Below are 15,338 nucleotides of genomic sequence, written 5' to 3' on the forward strand. Positions count from 1 at the left end.
ATCCTGGAGCGTCACTTGCGCCCGGAGCGTGTCAGTCCCTCGCCTCCATCCCCGCACGATCGAGGCCGTTAAAGAGCGCGCTGACATCGTCGATGTGGTGGGCGAGCACGTTGTGCTCAAAAAGAAGGGCAGGGAATTCGTCGGGGTTTGCCCCTTCCACGACGACAAATCACCGTCGATGACGGTGTCACCGGCCAAGCAGTTCTACTACTGCTTCTCCTGTGGCGCCGGCGGCAACTCGATCAAGTTTTTGATGGAGTTGCAGCGTCAGAGCTTCAGTGACGTCGTCCTGGAGTTGGCGCGCAAGTACCAGCTTCCCGTGGAGACCCTGGAGGGTCCTCAGCAGGAACGACTGCGGCAGCAGCTCTCGCGCCGGGATCAACTCCACAAGGCCCTCTCCCTGGCTGCTGGATGGTTCCGCTCACAATTGCGCGCTCCGGAGGGCGCCGCGGCCCTTGACTACCTCAAGACCAGCCGTGGTCTTGATGAGGCCACCCTTGAGGCCTTTGGTCTGGGCTATGCCCCGGAGCGATGGGATGGTCTGCTGAGCCATCTCCAACAGGTGGAGGGACTCAGTCCTGAGCTATTGGAGGCGGCCGGGCTGGTGGTGCCACGCCGCGGCGGGGATGGCTTCTATGACCGCTTCCGCCATCGGGTGATGGTTCCGATCGCGGATCGCCAGGGCCGAATCATTGGCTTTGGTGGCCGCAGCCTCGATGGCGGTGAGCCGAAGTACCTGAACTCTCCGGAGACGGAGGTGTTTGAGAAGGGCAAACACCTCTTTGGCCTCGATAAGGCTGTCAATGCGATCCGCAAGGCCGATCGCGCGGTCGTGGTGGAGGGCTATTTCGATGTCATCGCCCTCCATGCCGCGGGCATCACCAATGCGGTTGCGGCCCTCGGGACAGCCCTGAGCAATCAGCAGATCACCCAGCTCTGTCGCTGCTGCGACGGCAAACGGCTGATCCTGAACTTTGATGCCGATGGCGCTGGTGTCCGGGCCGCCCAGCGCGCCATTGGCGAGGTGGAGCAGTTGGCCCTGCAGGGGCAGCTGGAGTTGCGGGTTCTCCACCTGCCGAGCGGCAAGGACCCCGATGAATTCCTCAAGCAGCACGGCGCAGGGGACTACCGCTCCCTGCTGGATCAATCCCCCCTCTGGCTCGATTGGCAGATCGACCAGGTCCTGCACGGCTGCGACCTCAGCAAGGCCGACCAGTTCCAAAAGGCGGTCACGGATCTGGTGGCGCTGCTGGGCAAGCTGCCCGCCAGCGCCGTTCGCTCCCGCTACCTCCAGCAGGTGGCCGAGCGCCTCAGTGGTGGCCAGGCGCGGCTCGCTCTGCAGTTGGAGGACGACCTGCGCCAGCAGGTCAAAGGTCAGCGCTGGCATGGGCGCTCCCGCCGCTGGGAGCAGCCCGGTGAGGCGGGCCTGCGGGAGCGGGCCGAGGCCGAGGTCCTGCGCCTCTATCTCCACTGCCCGGCCTATCGCGGTCCGATTCGCGCCGAGTTGCGGCGCCGCGAACTCGACGACTTCGCCATTGCCCACCACCGCCAGCTTTGGGCGGTGATCAGTTCGCTGGAGGAGGACAACCTGGGGGTTGGACGCCTGGAGGCGATCAACCGCGGCAGCGAGGCCGGTGCGGAGCTGGCCGACCTGGATCTACCGCGGCTGCTCAGTGATCAGCTGTTGCTTGCTGACGATCCCGACTCCGGCCTGCCCAGCGAACTGCTGGGGCGTTTGACTCCACTGCTGGAGCCCAGTGACGTTCAACGCCTTTCCTTGAGCAATCCCCCCCTTCAGCTGCGGGGTGCCACCGCGGCACTGGAGCGCCAGCGCAGCATGAAGCGTGCCCGTCACCTCCTGGATGCCTGGAGCAGCCAGCGGTTGGAGACCCTCGAGCGCTGCATTGCCCGGCTGCTGGATGACTCCCAGGCCCCGCCCGCTGAGGCGGCGGCCGAGAGCCTCGACATGGAAACCCGCATCGAGGCGATGTTTGCCGAGCTCAACAGCGATGCCCTGCGCTTTCAGGACCTTTATTACAACGAGCGCAAACACATCGAACACCTCGATTCCCAACGGCGCGCCAGCTTTGAAGACGTCGTTGCTGAGTCCCAGGACGCTCAGCCGGCCTAGGGCGGAATGTCCTTTCCCTACAGCCCTGTTCTTTCCGGCTCAGCGTCGCTATCACAAGGTTGAAGCTCTCCGGTCTCTCCCCTGACTGACGTCCGTTCGCTCGCGACCCGCGCCGCCGGTGTGGCTGTTCTCGGCGGCAGCGCCCTGTTGGTTCCTGCGTCTGTCTCGGCGCAGAACATGGTCGTTCAGATCATTCAGAACCAGTGCTCCAGGGCGATGAATGCGGACTTCAAGGCTGCGGGTAAAACGCCACCGCCCGGCATGGTGCAAGACACCTGCAACTGCGTTGCCGAGCGCATCGAGAAGCTCGACTCCATCGAGGAGGCCAAAACCTTCTGCGTCAAACAGAGCACCGCGAAATACGGCGCTGTTTGAGTCCCCTTAGCGCGCCCAGACGGTGGGGAGGTCGCTGAGTCGGGTGGTGGCGGCCCGGGAGAGTTGCTCCCGTCGCATCAACCACGCCGGCTGGAGTCCGCAGGCGGCCCACTGCACCGTCCCGCTGCCGTAGCGACGGTTCAGTTGATCGATGCTGGCCATGAGGGCCTCCCGGCGCTGCTGCTCGACCTGGCTGAGGGGTTGCAGGAGGTGGTGTTGCAGCTGACTCTCCGGTTGCAGGTCCTGCAGCAGGATTCCGGCCTTGGCGAAGCGTTTGTAGGGCCGATAGAGGCTGGGAACCATCCGGCAGGCGGCCCGCAGCAGGACGCCGGTGTCGTTGCTGGCCAGGGGCAGGCTGAGGCTGGCGGCCTGGCTGTAGAAGCCGGGGGCGAAGGGACTCGTGCGGGCAAACACCGTGAGCCGGCCAGCCCGTTGCCGCTGCCGCCGTAACTTCTCCGCGCCGCGGCTGATGTAGCTGGCGATGGCCTGGCGCAGCTCCTCTTCGGTGGTGACGGGGCGGCTGAAGCTGCGGCTCACGCAGGTCTCCTGCTTGTCCCCGGCTTGCTGCTCCAGGGGCAGGCAGCTGATGCCCTGCAGTTCCAGTTGCAGGCGCAGTCCCACCACCCCGGCTTTGGCCCGCAGTTCTCCGCTGGGCATGTCTCGCAGTTGCTGCGCCGTACTGATGCCCCGCAGCCGGCACCAACGGCTCAGGCGCCGGCCGACACCCCAGAGGTCCTCCACGGGGGTCTGCTTGAGCCAGCTGGTGGTCTCCCCGGGGAGGCTGAGGTCGAAGACCCCGGCGTGTTGCCGATCCCCCTTGGCGATGTGGTTCGCCACTTTCGCCAGCACCTTGCTGGTGGAGAGACCGATGGCAATGGGCAGACCCAGGTTGTGACGGATCCGGCTGCGCAGGGCCGTGGCCCAGGGGATGAGGTCACCGTTGTGCGGCCTGGGCAGGCGGATGAAGGCTTCATCGATCGAATAGACCTCCAGCTCGGCGACGAAGGGCTCCAGGCTGCTCATCAGCCGATGGCTCATGTCGCCGTAGAGGGCGTAGTTGGAGCTGCGCACGACGACACCGTGCCGTTGGAGCTCGTCGGCGATTTGGAAGTAGGGCTTGCCCATGCCAATGCCGAGTTGCCGGGCCTCACTGCTGCGGGAGACCACGCAGCCGTCGTTGTTGGAGAGCACCACGACGGGGCGGCCGAGCAGTGCTGGATCGAAGGCCTGCTCACAGCTGGCATAGAAGTTGTTGGCATCGATCAGCCCGAGGGCGTCAGCCATGGGCGGAGAGGCTGTGAATGGCGTGGATCGCCACACCCCAGATCTGGACGTCGCCGCAGTGGTGCAGTTCGAGCGGGGGATAGGCGCTGTTGGCGGCCTCGAGCCGCAACCGGCCTTGGTGGCGGGCGAGGCGCTTCAAGGTGAAGGCGCCGTCGAGCACGGCCACCACGACATGGCCCGGTCGGGCCTCGAGGCTGCGGTCCACCACCAGCAGGTCGCCGTGCTGGATCCCGGCCTCGACCATCGAATCACCGCTCACCCGCAGAAAAAAGGTGCTGCTGGGGTGCCGGATCAGGGTCTCGTTCAGGTCGATGCCGACATCGATGTAGTCGTCGGCGGGGCTGGGGAAGCCGGCGGCCACGGTGCTGCTGGCCAAGGGAAGCGGCCGCCGCGGGCGCTCGTCCCGCAGCCCGCCGATCAGAACAACAGGGACCGACACGCACGCACCCGACACACCCCTTCAGGATAGTTCGGGTGTACCACTGGGGTTGATGTTGCCGTCTCCGTCCCGGATGGTCAGGGTGGTGGTTGTGCCTGTCCCTGGATCGATGGAGCGCTGGATTCGCCGCCTGCGCCGGCCGGCTCACTCGCTCGTCGCCGCTCTGGCGGCTGCGGGACTGGGCGGGCTGACGGCTTCGCCTCTGCGGGCGTGCACCAGCTTTGTGCTGCGCGGATCCGATGGCGGTCGGGTCTATGCGCGCACGATGGAATTCGGCCAGCCGCTCAACAGCCAGGCCGTGCTGATTCAGCGGGGTACGCCACTGCGGGGCAATGGCCCCGATGGAGGGCAGGGCAATGGTCTGGCCTGGACCAGTCGCTACGCCGTGGTGGGCCTGAATGCCCTGGGACTCAAGGATGTCGTCCCCGATGGGATGAATGAAAAGGGCCTCGCCGGCGGACTGCTGTATTTCGCGGGCTACGCCAAGTTTCAAACCGTCCCGCCGGGGCAGACCCAGCGCTCAATCAACAGCGCGCAGCTGCTGACCTATGTGCTGACGAACTTCGCGAGCATCGCGGAGGTCAAGCGCGGCTTGCCCAAGATTTTGGTGAACGGCGCCAGCGTCCCGGCTTTCGGTGGACCGCTGCCGATTCACATGACCCTGCACGATCGCAGCGGCCAGAGCCTTTCGGTGGAATACATCGACGGGGTGCTCAACCTGATGGACAACCCCACGGGTGCCTATACCAACGATCCGCCCTTCCCGTATCACCTGGCGGCAGCAGGGAACTACGCCAATTTGAGCGCGATGCCACCGCCGGAGATGCGCATCAACGGCTTGGCCTTGCCCCCGGCCAGTACGGGCGCAGGTCTGCATGGCCTACCCGGAGATTTTCTGGCGACCTCCCGCTTCATCCGGGCCCTGACACTGAGTCGTTTCGCGCCCACCAACCTGAGCAGCCAGCAGCAGGTGGGGACGGCCTTCCGAATTCTGGGTCAGTTTGATTTGCCGCCGGGAAGCGTGCAGTTACCGCCCGGGGGCGCCTTTGGGGGCGCCGGTGCCACGAGCACCTATGAGATCACCGAGTGGAGTGTTGCCGCTGATCAGCAGAACCTCGTCTATTACATCCAGACCTACGACAATCCAGATCTGCGCAGCCTTCGCTTTGATCGCCTGCCCTTGGATGGGGGAACGATTCAGGTGATGGCTTTGGATCAGCGCCCTCAGATCACTGAGCTCAGTCCCTGAGTCCCAGGGGGTTGGTCTCAGCTCTCCTCGTCCCCTTCCAGCAGAAACTGCTGGAAGGCCACATAGAGATCCTGTTCTTCGCTGTTGGCGGGGCGCCGGCGCTGCTGATTGGGCCGGAGTTCCTGGGGTTTGCCTTGGGCTTGCAGGCCACCAGGGCTGCGGTTGGTTTGGCCTTGTAGGGATTGCAGCTGCTCCCGTTGGGCGGCTTGCCGTTTGCGCTCTTGATCGGCTTCCGCCTGGCGCAGGCGATCCATCAGATGGGGGGGGACCCTCCCGTCTTGGCTGGCCTTCATCAATTCCCCGAATAGCGCCTGGGGATCGGTCTCGGTCTCAACGCGATGGCGTTTGGCTGAGGCCCGCTTCGGCTCGACGCTGGTCTCGGGTTTGGGAAGGGGCTTGGGGAGGGAGCGGCCGAGTTCTTGCAGGCGCTCCAGGCTGCGGGCATCGAAGCTCATCAGCTGCACTCAAGGGTGTCTTTGGTGACGCGACCGGTCACGGGGTTCGTGCCGCTGGCACTGGCGCAGAGGGTTTTCAGGACATCACCGCGGAAGGGCACGTTGGTGAAGTCCGCCCCATCGATCAGGACGTCCTTGAAGCGGGTGTTGAAGGCAAAGGCGTTCTCAAGGACCGCATTGCGCAGGTCCGTTCCCTCGAGGACGGCCGAGTCGAGGGTGGCGTCGCTGAGGTCCGCTCCGGCGAGGTTGGCGTCCTGGAGCTTGGCGCCGTAGAGGCTGGCGCCGCGCAGGTCGGCCCCGTGGAAGTCCGCTTCCCGCAGGTTCGTCAGATTGAAGGTCGCGCCATGCAGGTCGACTCCGGCGAAGTCGTGGCCGATCAACACCTGCTTGGCGTAGTCCATCGCCGCCTTTGCGGGTTGCGCCAGAAGGAGGATCAGCGCAAGCAGCGCTGAGGACAGCAGGGACCGGAAGAAGCGACGCATGGAGGAGAGCCGGTGCCTGGCAACCCTAGGCAGGGTGTCTGGGTGGGGACGGTTGGTTGTTCTCCTAACCTCACGACCCTCTCGTTTTTGGTTCACTGAGCGGAACGGGTCGAGCGATCGACCGCCAGTGCAGGCCCATGGGCAACCCGATCGACCGCGATACGTTTTTGGCCCGGGCCAGGGCGCGCTTCGGGGAGCGCTACGACTACAGCGGCATCCAATACAGAAGTTTTAAGTCGCCGATCAAGATCCGCTGCCGGGAGCATCCGGTCCGTCAGATCTCGATCACGCCCGAGCGTCACCTGGTGACCACGGGCGGCTGCAAGTACTGCCTGCGGCAGCTGCGCGGTCAGCTGCCATCCGTAGGGGAATCCTGAGGGGCAGTGCTGGCTGCAGGCGATCGGACGTTCTCCTTCACAACGGCAGGGCCACTGGGCTGAGCAGCGGGCGCTGCGGCTGCTGCAGGCCGCCGGTTGGCGCTTGCTTGAGCAGCGCTGGTGTTGCCGTTGGGGTGAGCTCGATTTGCTGCTCCACAAACCTGGGCGCCTGCTGTTGGTGGAGGTCAAGGGCCGATCCCGCTCGGGTCTGGACGCCTGGGGGATGGCGGCCCTAAAGCGGCCCAAGCGGTTGCGGCTGGAGAGCAGCTTGATGCTCTGGTTGCAGTGGCATCCGCAGTATCAGGACTGCCACTGGGAATGGATCTGTGCCTTGGTCCCACTGCCCCCAAGCCGCCGGCCTGTGCGTTGGTTGCCTTGGCGCTGAGTGAAGCAATGTGGACGTAGGCCTGCGCCCGTCCTCTGATGTCCTTCGCGGCCCATCGCGCCCGCAAACGTTTTGGCCAGCACTGGCTGAAGGACCAGTCCGTGCTCGATCGGATTCTTCAGGCCGCAGAGTTGACCGCCGCTGACACGGTCCTCGAGGTGGGCCCGGGTCGAGGAGCCCTCACCGAGCGGCTCTTGGAGTCCTCCGCCCGCGCGGTCTGCGCCGTTGAGCTGGACCGTGATCTGGTGTCGGGCCTGCAGGAGCGCTTTGGTGCGAATCCGCGCTTCTCGTTGACCGAAGGGGATGTGTTGGCGGTGGAGCTGCCGGAGGCCACCGCCGTGGTCGCCAACATTCCGTACAACATCACAGGGCCCCTGTTGGAGCGGCTGGTCGGACGTCTTGATCGCCCAGCGCTGCAGCCCTATCGCCGTTTGGTGCTGTTGGTGCAGCAGGAGGTGGGTGAGCGGATTCGGGCCCGTCCCGGCAGTAGTGCCTATTCCGCCCTGAGTGTGCGGATGCAGCTCTTGGCGCGGTGCAGCACGGTCTGTCCTGTGCCCCCTCGCTGCTTCCAGCCGCCGCCGAAGGTCATGAGTGAGGTGGTGGCCTTAGATCCCTTACCGCTTGAGCAGCGACTGGATCCAGCCCTGGCCAAAACGGTGGAGATGCTGCTGCGACGCTGTTTCGCGGCCCGCCGAAAGATGCTGCGCAACACCCTCTCGGGCCTGGTGGAGGCTGAGCAGTTGCAGAGCCTGACCGAGGCCGCGGAGATCGGTCTGCAGCAGCGTCCCCAGGAGGTGGCACCAGAGCGTTGGGTGAGCCTGGCGGCGGGCTTGAATCGGCTCATCCCGGACTCGACGCAATCTCGCCATGGCTGAGCTGCAGGTCAGCGCCCCCGCCAAGATCAACCTGCATCTCGAGGTGCTGGGCCTTCGCCCTGACGGCTTTCACGAGCTGGCGATGGTGATGCAGACCCTGGATTTGGCCGACACGATCAGCCTCCGCCCGACGGCTGATGGGGCGGTGAGCCTGCGCTGTGATCGCTCGGACCTGCCGACCGATGGCAACAACCTGATCGTCAAGGCAGCTGAGTTGCTGAAGCAGCGGGTGGGACTGCCCGAGCTCGGTGTCGCAATGCACCTGACCAAACGCATCCCCATTGGGGCAGGGCTGGCGGGGGGCTCGAGCAATGGTGCGGCGGCTCTGGTGGGTCTGAACACGCTTTGGGGCTGTGGGTTCAGCGCTGAGCAGCTCTTGGCGATGGCCGCTGAGCTCGGCTCGGACATGCCGTTCTGCCTGGATGGCGGCACCCAGCTGTGCTTTGGCCGGGGCGAGGTTCTGGAGTCCGCAGGCCTGCCGGAGCCCCCTGCACTGGGGGTGCTGCTGATCAAGCATCCAGAGTCCAGCGTCTCCACCCCCTGGGCCTACAGGCAGTGCCGGGAGCAATTTGGAGCGGACTACCTCTCGACTGAGGCCGACTTTGAGCAGCGGCGCCAGGCCCTACGTGAGGCAGCGTTGTTGCAGGGATTGAGCGGCGGAGCGCCCCTGCCGGTGATCCGCAATGACCTCCAGAGGGTGGTGGAGCCGGAGGTGGCGAGCGTTCGGGAGGGATTGTCGATCCTGCGGCGGGCTGAGGCGGCCGCTGCGGTGGCCATGAGCGGCTCAGGGCCAAGCCTGTTTGCCTTGTTCGTCGACCGGGACGCCGCCGAAGCGGCGCAGCAGCAGTTGGACGCTCCCCTGGCAGCCGCTGGCTTTGAGTCCTGGGTGTGCCGCTGCACGGGCTCTGGTGCCACGCTGGTCTGAACGCAGCACCATCCACCCCGCGTGAGTGAGACCCAAAGCGACAGCAAAGACCTCGCCAGCGCCAAGCAGAAACCTCGCAAGGGGCCGATCAGCTTCTTGAGCGGCTCCCTGACGAGCTTTGGCTTCGGCTGGCTTGCGCTGAAATTGGCCGGGAAGGTGGTGGGCTACTACGCCGAACATCCGCCTCAGTACGAGGCCCGCTTTGCCCAGAGCATTGCGGTCTTTATGAAGACCCTGGTGGTGGGGATGACCTTCCTGGCCACCTTCACCTTTGCCTTCATTGGATTGGGCCTGTTCCTGACATTTATCCGCAGCCTCTTACCGGGCTGGGAACAGGCGGAAGAAACCCCCTAGCCTTCGACCACGGGCAGCCTGACGACGACATGACCGGCCACGACCTACAGCTGCTGGTGCTGCTCCTCTCACCAGGAATGCTGTTGTCAGTGTTGTTGTTGCTGACCTTCGCCGCAGGCGGTTGAGATAGGTTGGCCCCACCCCGGTCCAGTGCCGGACCCGCTTTTCAACCGTGGCAGAGACCCTTCTCTTCAACGCCCTGCGTGAGGCCATCGACGAAGAGATGGCGCGTGATCCCCATGTCTGCGTGATGGGGGAAGACGTCGGTCAGTACGGCGGTTCCTACAAGGTCACGAAGGATCTCTACGACAAGTACGGCGAACTGCGGGTCCTGGACACCCCGATTGCTGAGAACGCCTTCACGGGCATGGCCGTTGGTGCGGCGATGACGGGCCTGCGTCCGATCGTTGAAGGCATGAACATGGGCTTCCTGCTGCTCGCCTTCAACCAGATCTCCAACAACATGGGGATGCTCCGCTACACCAGCGGTGGCAACTTCACGATTCCCACCGTGGTGCGCGGCCCTGGTGGTGTAGGCCGTCAGCTGGGCGCGGAGCACAGCCAGCGTCTCGAGGCCTATTTCCACGCGGTTCCCGGCATCAAGATCGTTGCCGTCAGCACCCCGACGAATGCCAAGGGCCTGATGAAGGCGGCGATTCGCGACAACAACCCCGTGCTCTTCTTCGAGCACGTGTTGCTCTACAACCTCTCTGAGGACATCCCCGAGGGCGACTACACCTGCGCCCTGGACCAGGCCGATCTGGTCAAGGAAGGAAGCGATGTCACGATCCTCACCTACTCCCGCATGCGTCATCACTGCCTGAAGGCCGTGGAACAGCTGGAGAAGGAGGGCGTGAGCGTGGAGCTGATCGACCTGATCAGCCTGAAGCCCTTCGACATGGAGACGATCTCTCGCTCCATCCGCAAGACCCACAAGGTCCTGGTGGTTGAGGAGTGCATGAAGACCGGCGGCATTGGCGCCGAGTTGATCGCCTTGATCACCGAGCACTGCTTTGACGACCTGGACGCCCGCCCGATCCGTCTCTCCTCCCAGGACATCCCCACGCCCTACAACGGCACCCTGGAAAACCTGACCATCATTCAGCCGCATCAGATCGTTGAAGCGGCCAAAGCCCTCAAGGCTGGCCAGGTCTGAAATGGCACGTCAACAGGGGTGGTTTGCCCTGATCTTGTCTCTGGCCATCTTTTCTTTGATGGCCGTTTTGAAGTTTCCCCCAAAGCTTGGACTCGACCTCAGCGGCGGTAGCCAGCTGACACTCCAAGTGATGCCTGCAGGCGATATCAAGCGCGTTCAGAACGATCAGCTCGAAGCAGTCAAGTTTGTTCTTGATAAGCGAATTAATGGGCTTGGAGTAAGTGAGTCAACTCTTCAGACCATTGGTGAAGACCAATTGCTCCTTGAGTTGCCAGGAGAGCAGGACCCTTCCGAAGCGGCAAAACTGCTTGGTGAGACTGCTCTCCTTGAGTTCCGTGCTCAAAAGCCTGGAACAGAACAGCAAATGAGTAGCTTTCTCAAGCTCAAACGACAGGCTGAGTCGGTTTTGAGTCTGAGGCGTTCAAAGCAGCAAGAGGAAGCCACGCCTGCTGACCTGAGCAGTGACGAATTATCGCAGTTCCTTGAGGAGGCTGGTGTTAACCCCCCAAAAGGAAGCAATGAAGTCGAGCAGTTGGAGCTTCTCTTATCAACTGTCAAAACAAAGATTGTCGACCTCTATGAGCCAGCAGCGTTGACCGGTAAGGACCTCACCGGTGCTGGTCGGCAACAGAACCAAGCAGGTAGTGCATGGGACGTAACCCTGAACTTCAACACTGAGGGCGGCCGCAAATTTGCCCAACTCACCCAGAGCATTGCTGGCAGCGGGCGCCTCCTTGGCATTGTTCTCGATGGACGCTCTATCAGTGAGGCAAGCGTCGGCCCCGAGTTCAAGCCAGCTGGTATCAGTGGCGGTGCCGCGAGTATCACGGGTAATTTCACCGCTGAAGAGGCGAGAAAGCTCGAGATTCAGCTCCGCGGTGGCTCACTGCCCTTGCCGGTGGAGGTGATCGAGCAGCGCACCATTGGTGCCACTCTCGGTAGCGAGAACGTCCAGCGCAGCCTTCAGGCTGCCCTGCTGGGCTTGGCCTTGGTCGCCGTCTTCATGGTCGTCGTCTACCGCTTGCCCGGCGTTGTGGCCGTGGTTGCTCTGGCGCTCTATGCGCTGTTCAACCTGGCCATGTATGCCCTGATCCCCGTTACCTTGACCCTGCCAGGGATCGCAGGCTTCATCCTCTCGATCGGGATCGCTGTCGACGCGAACGTTCTGATTTTTGAGCGGGTCAAAGAGGAGTTGCGACGCGGGAACACCCTGATCCGCTCGATTGATGCGGGTTTCTCGCTGGCCTTCTCATCCATCCTTGATGGCCACATCACCGGTTTGATTAGCTGCGTGGCGCTCTTTGCGCTTGGCACTGGCTTGGTGAAGGGCTTTGCCGTCACCTTGGGCATCGGCTTGGTGCTCAGCCTGTTCACGGCTTTGACCTGCACCCGCACCCTGCTGCGTCTCTTGATGGGGTATCCCGCCCTGCGCCGCTCCAGCTACTTCTTACCCCAGTCCCACCTGCCAGCCCAGGCCTCCTGATGTCCGATTCCTCGACCTCCGTGGCCGCCACCGCGCCCCGCTTTCGCATCAGCCGCATCCGACGCCAGGGCTGGCTTGCTTCTGGTTTGGCCGTTCTGCTCAGCCTGGTTGGGATGGCCTTGTGTTGGAGCAACCCCCGCATCGCCGCTCCCTTGAAGCCCGGTCTGGATTTCACCGGTGGAACCCAGGTGGAGATTCAGCGCAGCTGCAGCGGAGCGGACTGTGCGGGACTCAAAGCCGCTGAGGTGCGTCAGCAGTTGCGCATGCTCACGCTGCCGGAGGTCGCTGGTCAAGCGGCCCCCCAGCTGGTCAATGCTGGAGTGCAGGTGCTCGACCGCGGTCGTTCGGTGGATCTGCGCCTGCCGGACCTTGAGCCCGAGCAGACCCGTGCCCTGATCGAAGGTTTGGCCCCGGTGATTGGCACGGTGAACCCCCAACAGGTTGCGATCAACACCATTGGACCCACCCTTGGCTCCCAGCTGCTCAAAGGAAGCCTGATTTCCCTGTTGGTCAGCTTTGCTGCGATCGCGCTCTACATCAGCTTTCGCTACGACGGGGTGTTTGCTGGCTTGGCCCTGCTCTGCCTGGCCCACGACATCGTCATTACTTGCGGGGTCTTCGCCTGGTTGGGACTGATCAGCGGGATTGAGGTCAATTCCCTGTTTGCCGTGGCGCTGATCACCGTCGCGGGTTATTCGGTCAATGACACGGTGGTCGTCTTCGACCGCATTCGTGAGCAAAAAAGGGCTCTGCAGGGCCTCAGCTTGCTGGAACAGGTTGATGTGGCGGTGGATGCCACCTTGACCCGCTCGCTCTACACCTCCTTCACCACCCTGCTGCCGTTGGTCTCGTTGCTGCTCTTTGGCGGCAGCAGCTTGTTCTGGTTCGCCGTGGCCCTGACCGTTGGCATTGGCGTTGGCAGCTGGTCCAGCATCGGCATTGCACCCACACTCTTGCCCGTTCTCTCGCGTCGATGACGCGATTCAGGCGGTTCTCTGTGCCATGGGCCCCGGTGGCGTTGGCACTCCTTGCCCTCTGGGATCTGCGCGCTGAGCTTCAGCTCCTAGCCGAGCACTTCACCTGGATCAGCTTGTTGATGATTCCCCGCTATCACTTGCTTGCAGTCACGGTCTTGATCTTGACTCCGAGCTTGATCCGCCAGCGGCGATAGCCCTAGGTCCACCGGTCCATGACCTGCTCCACCAGCACCCGTTGGGAGAAGACCTGGAGGACGACGACAAGTGGTAGGGCCAGCAGTACACCGGGTAGGCCCAGCAGTGCCCCCAGGCTGAGCTGCGCCATCAGCGCGACGGTGGGCAGCAGATTGACCGTTCGACTCAGGAGCAGGGGCGTGAGTAGGAACGCCTCGCCGTTCTGCAGCACCAGGCGAAGCACGATCACCTGAACGGCCAGGGTCGGCGAGATCAACAGCGACACAGCGACCGGTAGCAGGCTCGCCAGGGTGGGGCCGATGGTGGGCACAAAGGTCAGTAGGCCGCAGATCAGTCCGCTCAACAGGGCCAAGGGAACCTTCAAGGCGGCAAGGCCTGCCCAGGTCAGGAGGAACACCACCGAGGCCGAGAGCGTCATTCCCGCAAGCCAGCCCCCGAGGGCTTGGCGGCTTTCTGTCAGGAGGTTCTGCACAAGCGGCCGGCTGTGGGCTGGCGTCAAGGCCAACACCAGGCGTTGGTGACTGCGCGGATCGAGGACCAACAGGATCGCCAGCAGCCCCATCAACAGCAGCAGCACGGTGCCGCTGGCCGCTCCCCCGGCGAACCCAATCAGTTGGGCTCCAATGGGTTGCAACTTGTCGAGTGTGATCAGATCGGCGAGTCGACCTTCCAGACCCTCCAGGACGCTGACACCGCCCAGCAATTCCGAAAGGCGTGCAATCAGCGCTGGCACCAGCTGGGTCAGCTGATTGAGCTGCTCGAGCAATTCCGGCAGGAGTAAGTCCGTGAGTTGCCAGCTCAGAAGAGCCAGCACCATCAGCACCAGCAGGAGTGCCAGTGGCCGGCTGAGCCTCAGGCCTCGGCGCAACCAGCTCACGGGCACGTCGAGGGCGACAGCGAGGACGACGGCACCGAAGAGCACCATCAGGACCCAGCGCAGTTCCCAGGCCAAGAGCCCAAGAACCACAAGGGACAGCAGCAACAGCAAACTGCGTGGTGTCATCAGCGCTCAGCCATCGGGAGTTCCCAGCCGTTCAGAACGTCTTGGATCAGCACCTCGCGAACCAGGACCTGGAGGCAGACCGCCAGTGGCAGCGCCAACAGCAGTCCCAAGGGACCAAAGATCACCGTGAAGAAGAATTGGGCAATCAAGGTCAATCCAGGCAGCAACTTCACCTGGTGATGCATCACCGAAGGGGTGATCAGGTAGCTCTCGATGTGCTGAATCACCACATAAAGCAGCAGCACCAGCAGCGCTTTGACCGGTGAATCGAGCAACGCCACGGACATTGGAAAGACCGTGCTCAAGGTCGGTCCGATGTTGGGAATGATGTTCAGCAGGCCAGCCAATAGCGCGTTGGCGGCCACCAGCTTCACCCCCAGTAGTGACAGGCCGATGGCGGCCAAGACGCCGACGCAGAGCGAGCTGATCAGCACGCCGGCCATCCAACTGCTGAGGCCCTCACCGCAGAGCGTGAGAACGTCCCGGAAGCGTCGCCGATAAAACGATGGGACCAGCAGGATCGCGATTTCCCGGTAGGCCTGGGGTTGGATCGCCACCATCAGGCTGACAGCGACCACAAACAGCAGCTCCACAAGCCCGCTGCCCAGGTTCCCTGCAATCCCAAGCAGCTTCAGGAACCCCTCGGTCGGGTCAAGGCTGCCGGACCCCTGGCTGAGCCAGCTCTTCTGCAACCACTGCAGCGCCTCGCGGCCATAGAGCATCTGACTGCTCTGATCCAGGGTGCGGCGTAGCAGCTGCATCGCCAACTGCAGGGCTGCTGGAAGCTGCCGCAGCAGTTCTTGGAACTGGGCAACAAACGGTGGGACCACGACGGCGGTGGTCAGCACCACCACCACAAGCAAGCCCCCCAGGCTGATGAAGAGCGCCAGCGGACGGTTGCAGCGCAAGCGCTCTTGGGTCACACCCACCAGGGTGCAGATGGCCATGGCGAGCACCACGGCAGCAAAGACGAGGACGAGGACCTCCCGCAGGGACCACAGCAGCACCAGCGCCGCTGCTGTGGCAATCAATCCGAGCCACTGGCCGAATCGCAAAGGGGGAGGCCAACTCGTGTTGTTTTAGCGCCGATTGCGGCGATTGAATTCAGTTGGCGTCCTCTTCGCCAGCTTCGTCCTTTTTGTTCTGGGCAAAGCCGAGGTCATTGGCCTGGGCATAGCGCTCGGCAAAGCGCA

The 15,338-nt window shown here is 63.5% G+C and carries 18 protein-coding genes; 12 read left to right on the plus strand and 6 right to left on the minus strand.

Annotated elements, in window-relative coordinates; translation table 11 throughout:
- Positions 1-28 precede the first annotated feature (28 nt).
- Both dnaG and CB0205_RS0109560 read left to right on the plus strand, forming a co-directional pair.
- Positions 29-2,131, plus strand: a complete 2,103-nt coding sequence (gene dnaG / locus CB0205_RS0109555) for a DNA primase (RefSeq protein WP_029626279.1) — start codon at positions 29-31, stop codon at positions 2,129-2,131.
- A gap of 120 nt (positions 2,132-2,251) precedes the next feature.
- Entirely contained in the window at positions 2,252-2,506 is a 255-nt protein-coding gene (locus CB0205_RS0109560; protein ID WP_029626280.1) for a hypothetical protein, read from the plus strand.
- Positions 2,507-2,512: 6 nt separating this feature from the next.
- Here the strand turns inward: CB0205_RS0109560 and CB0205_RS0109565 are convergent, their stop codons facing one another.
- Complete coding sequence (locus tag CB0205_RS0109565) at positions 2,513-3,790, minus strand: Y-family DNA polymerase (RefSeq protein WP_010316829.1); 1,278 nt, start codon at positions 3,788-3,790, stop codon at positions 2,513-2,515.
- The gene (locus CB0205_RS0109570) at positions 3,783-4,229 is read right to left on the minus strand and encodes a LexA family transcriptional regulator (RefSeq protein ID WP_010316831.1); all 447 of its coding nucleotides are present in this window, start codon (positions 4,227-4,229) and stop codon (positions 3,783-3,785) included. Before CB0205_RS0109570 ends, CB0205_RS0109565 begins: the two co-directional genes overlap by 8 nt.
- 109 nt (positions 4,230-4,338) lie before the next feature.
- Here CB0205_RS0109570 and CB0205_RS14640 point away from each other — a divergent pair, with 109 nt between their 5' ends.
- A complete protein-coding gene (locus CB0205_RS14640) occupies positions 4,339-5,478 on the plus strand; it encodes a choloylglycine hydrolase family protein (protein WP_050778469.1) in 1,140 nt (379 codons plus the stop codon).
- Positions 5,479-5,495: 17 nt separating this feature from the next.
- Here the strand turns inward: CB0205_RS14640 and CB0205_RS0109580 are convergent, their stop codons facing one another.
- Both CB0205_RS0109580 and CB0205_RS0109585 read right to left on the minus strand, forming a co-directional pair.
- On the minus strand, positions 5,496-5,933 hold the full coding sequence (locus CB0205_RS0109580) for a hypothetical protein (RefSeq protein ID WP_010316835.1): 438 nt from the start codon (positions 5,931-5,933) through the stop codon (positions 5,496-5,498).
- Entirely contained in the window at positions 5,933-6,415 is a 483-nt protein-coding gene (locus CB0205_RS0109585) for a pentapeptide repeat-containing protein (protein WP_010316836.1), read from the minus strand. Before CB0205_RS0109585 ends, CB0205_RS0109580 begins: the two co-directional genes overlap by 1 nt.
- Positions 6,416-6,552: 137 nt before the next feature.
- On the opposite strand from CB0205_RS0109585, the gene CB0205_RS0109590 reads away from it, so the two are divergent.
- From CB0205_RS0109590 to CB0205_RS0109635, 9 genes are all read left to right on the plus strand, one after another.
- Positions 6,553-6,792 (plus strand): hypothetical protein, encoded by a 240-nt coding sequence (locus tag CB0205_RS0109590; protein ID WP_010316837.1) that lies wholly within the window; start codon positions 6,553-6,555, stop codon positions 6,790-6,792.
- Positions 6,793-6,814: 22 nt separating this feature from the next.
- Entirely contained in the window at positions 6,815-7,177 is a 363-nt protein-coding gene (locus CB0205_RS0109595; RefSeq protein ID WP_029626282.1) for a YraN family protein, read from the plus strand.
- A 38-nt stretch (positions 7,178-7,215) separates the two neighbouring features.
- Positions 7,216-8,052: a 16S rRNA (adenine(1518)-N(6)/adenine(1519)-N(6))-dimethyltransferase RsmA gene (rsmA, locus tag CB0205_RS0109600; protein WP_010316841.1), complete on the plus strand. Its 837-nt coding sequence runs from the start codon at positions 7,216-7,218 to the stop codon at positions 8,050-8,052.
- A complete protein-coding gene (ispE, locus tag CB0205_RS0109605) occupies positions 8,045-8,977 on the plus strand; it encodes a 4-(cytidine 5'-diphospho)-2-C-methyl-D-erythritol kinase (protein ID WP_010316843.1) in 933 nt (310 codons plus the stop codon). The genes rsmA and ispE overlap by 8 nt, the downstream gene beginning before the upstream one ends.
- Before the next feature lie 21 nt (positions 8,978-8,998).
- Positions 8,999-9,331 carry a DUF3082 domain-containing protein gene (locus tag CB0205_RS0109610; RefSeq protein ID WP_010316845.1) on the plus strand — a complete coding sequence of 111 codons (333 nt, stop codon included), beginning with the start codon at positions 8,999-9,001 and terminating at the stop codon, positions 9,329-9,331.
- A gap of 172 nt (positions 9,332-9,503) precedes the next feature.
- Positions 9,504-10,487, plus strand: coding sequence for a pyruvate dehydrogenase complex E1 component subunit beta (locus tag CB0205_RS0109620; RefSeq protein ID WP_010316850.1), 984 nt, complete (start codon positions 9,504-9,506; stop codon positions 10,485-10,487).
- Between the two features lies 1 nt (position 10,488).
- Positions 10,489-11,970 (plus strand): protein translocase subunit SecD, encoded by a 1,482-nt coding sequence (gene secD, locus CB0205_RS0109625; protein WP_029626283.1) that lies wholly within the window; start codon positions 10,489-10,491, stop codon positions 11,968-11,970.
- Positions 11,970-12,947 (plus strand): protein translocase subunit SecF, encoded by a 978-nt coding sequence (gene secF, locus CB0205_RS0109630; protein ID WP_010316855.1) that lies wholly within the window; start codon positions 11,970-11,972, stop codon positions 12,945-12,947. The genes secD and secF overlap by 1 nt, the downstream gene beginning before the upstream one ends.
- Positions 12,948-12,988: 41 nt before the next feature.
- Positions 12,989-13,141, plus strand: a complete 153-nt coding sequence (locus CB0205_RS0109635) for a hypothetical protein (RefSeq protein WP_232197291.1) — start codon at positions 12,989-12,991, stop codon at positions 13,139-13,141.
- A gap of 2 nt (positions 13,142-13,143) precedes the next feature.
- On the opposite strand, the gene CB0205_RS0109640 is transcribed toward CB0205_RS0109635, so the two are convergent.
- Positions 13,144-14,145, minus strand: coding sequence for an AI-2E family transporter (locus tag CB0205_RS0109640; protein ID WP_010316859.1), 1,002 nt, complete (start codon positions 14,143-14,145; stop codon positions 13,144-13,146).
- Complete coding sequence (locus CB0205_RS0109645; RefSeq protein ID WP_010316861.1) at positions 14,145-15,200, minus strand: AI-2E family transporter; 1,056 nt, start codon at positions 15,198-15,200, stop codon at positions 14,145-14,147. The genes CB0205_RS0109640 and CB0205_RS0109645 overlap by 1 nt, the downstream gene beginning before the upstream one ends.
- Positions 15,201-15,338: the final 138 nt, after the last annotated feature.

Origin of the sequence: Synechococcus sp. CB0205 (genome assembly GCF_000179255.1) — a bacterium.
Taxonomy (GTDB): domain Bacteria; phylum Cyanobacteriota; class Cyanobacteriia; order PCC-6307; family Cyanobiaceae; genus Vulcanococcus.

Coding starts and splice junctions, on each gene's coding strand:
- CB0205_RS0109565 (WP_010316829.1), bottom strand. CDS start 3,790: ATGGCTGACGCCCTCGGGCTGATCGATGCCAACAACTTCTATGCCAGC.
- CB0205_RS14640 (WP_050778469.1), top strand. CDS start 4,339: ATGGAGCGCTGGATTCGCCGCCTGCGCCGGCCGGCTCACTCGCTCGTC.
- CB0205_RS0109580 (WP_010316835.1), bottom strand. CDS start 5,933: ATGAGCTTCGATGCCCGCAGCCTGGAGCGCCTGCAAGAACTCGGCCGC.
- CB0205_RS0109585 (WP_010316836.1), bottom strand. CDS start 6,415: ATGCGTCGCTTCTTCCGGTCCCTGCTGTCCTCAGCGCTGCTTGCGCTG.
- CB0205_RS0109590 (WP_010316837.1), top strand. CDS start 6,553: ATGGGCAACCCGATCGACCGCGATACGTTTTTGGCCCGGGCCAGGGCG.
- rsmA (WP_010316841.1), top strand. CDS start 7,216: ATGTCCTTCGCGGCCCATCGCGCCCGCAAACGTTTTGGCCAGCACTGG.
- ispE (WP_010316843.1), top strand. CDS start 8,045: ATGGCTGAGCTGCAGGTCAGCGCCCCCGCCAAGATCAACCTGCATCTC.
- secD (WP_029626283.1), top strand. CDS start 10,489: ATGGCACGTCAACAGGGGTGGTTTGCCCTGATCTTGTCTCTGGCCATC.
- secF (WP_010316855.1), top strand. CDS start 11,970: ATGTCCGATTCCTCGACCTCCGTGGCCGCCACCGCGCCCCGCTTTCGC.
- CB0205_RS0109640 (WP_010316859.1), bottom strand. CDS start 14,145: ATGACACCACGCAGTTTGCTGTTGCTGCTGTCCCTTGTGGTTCTTGGG.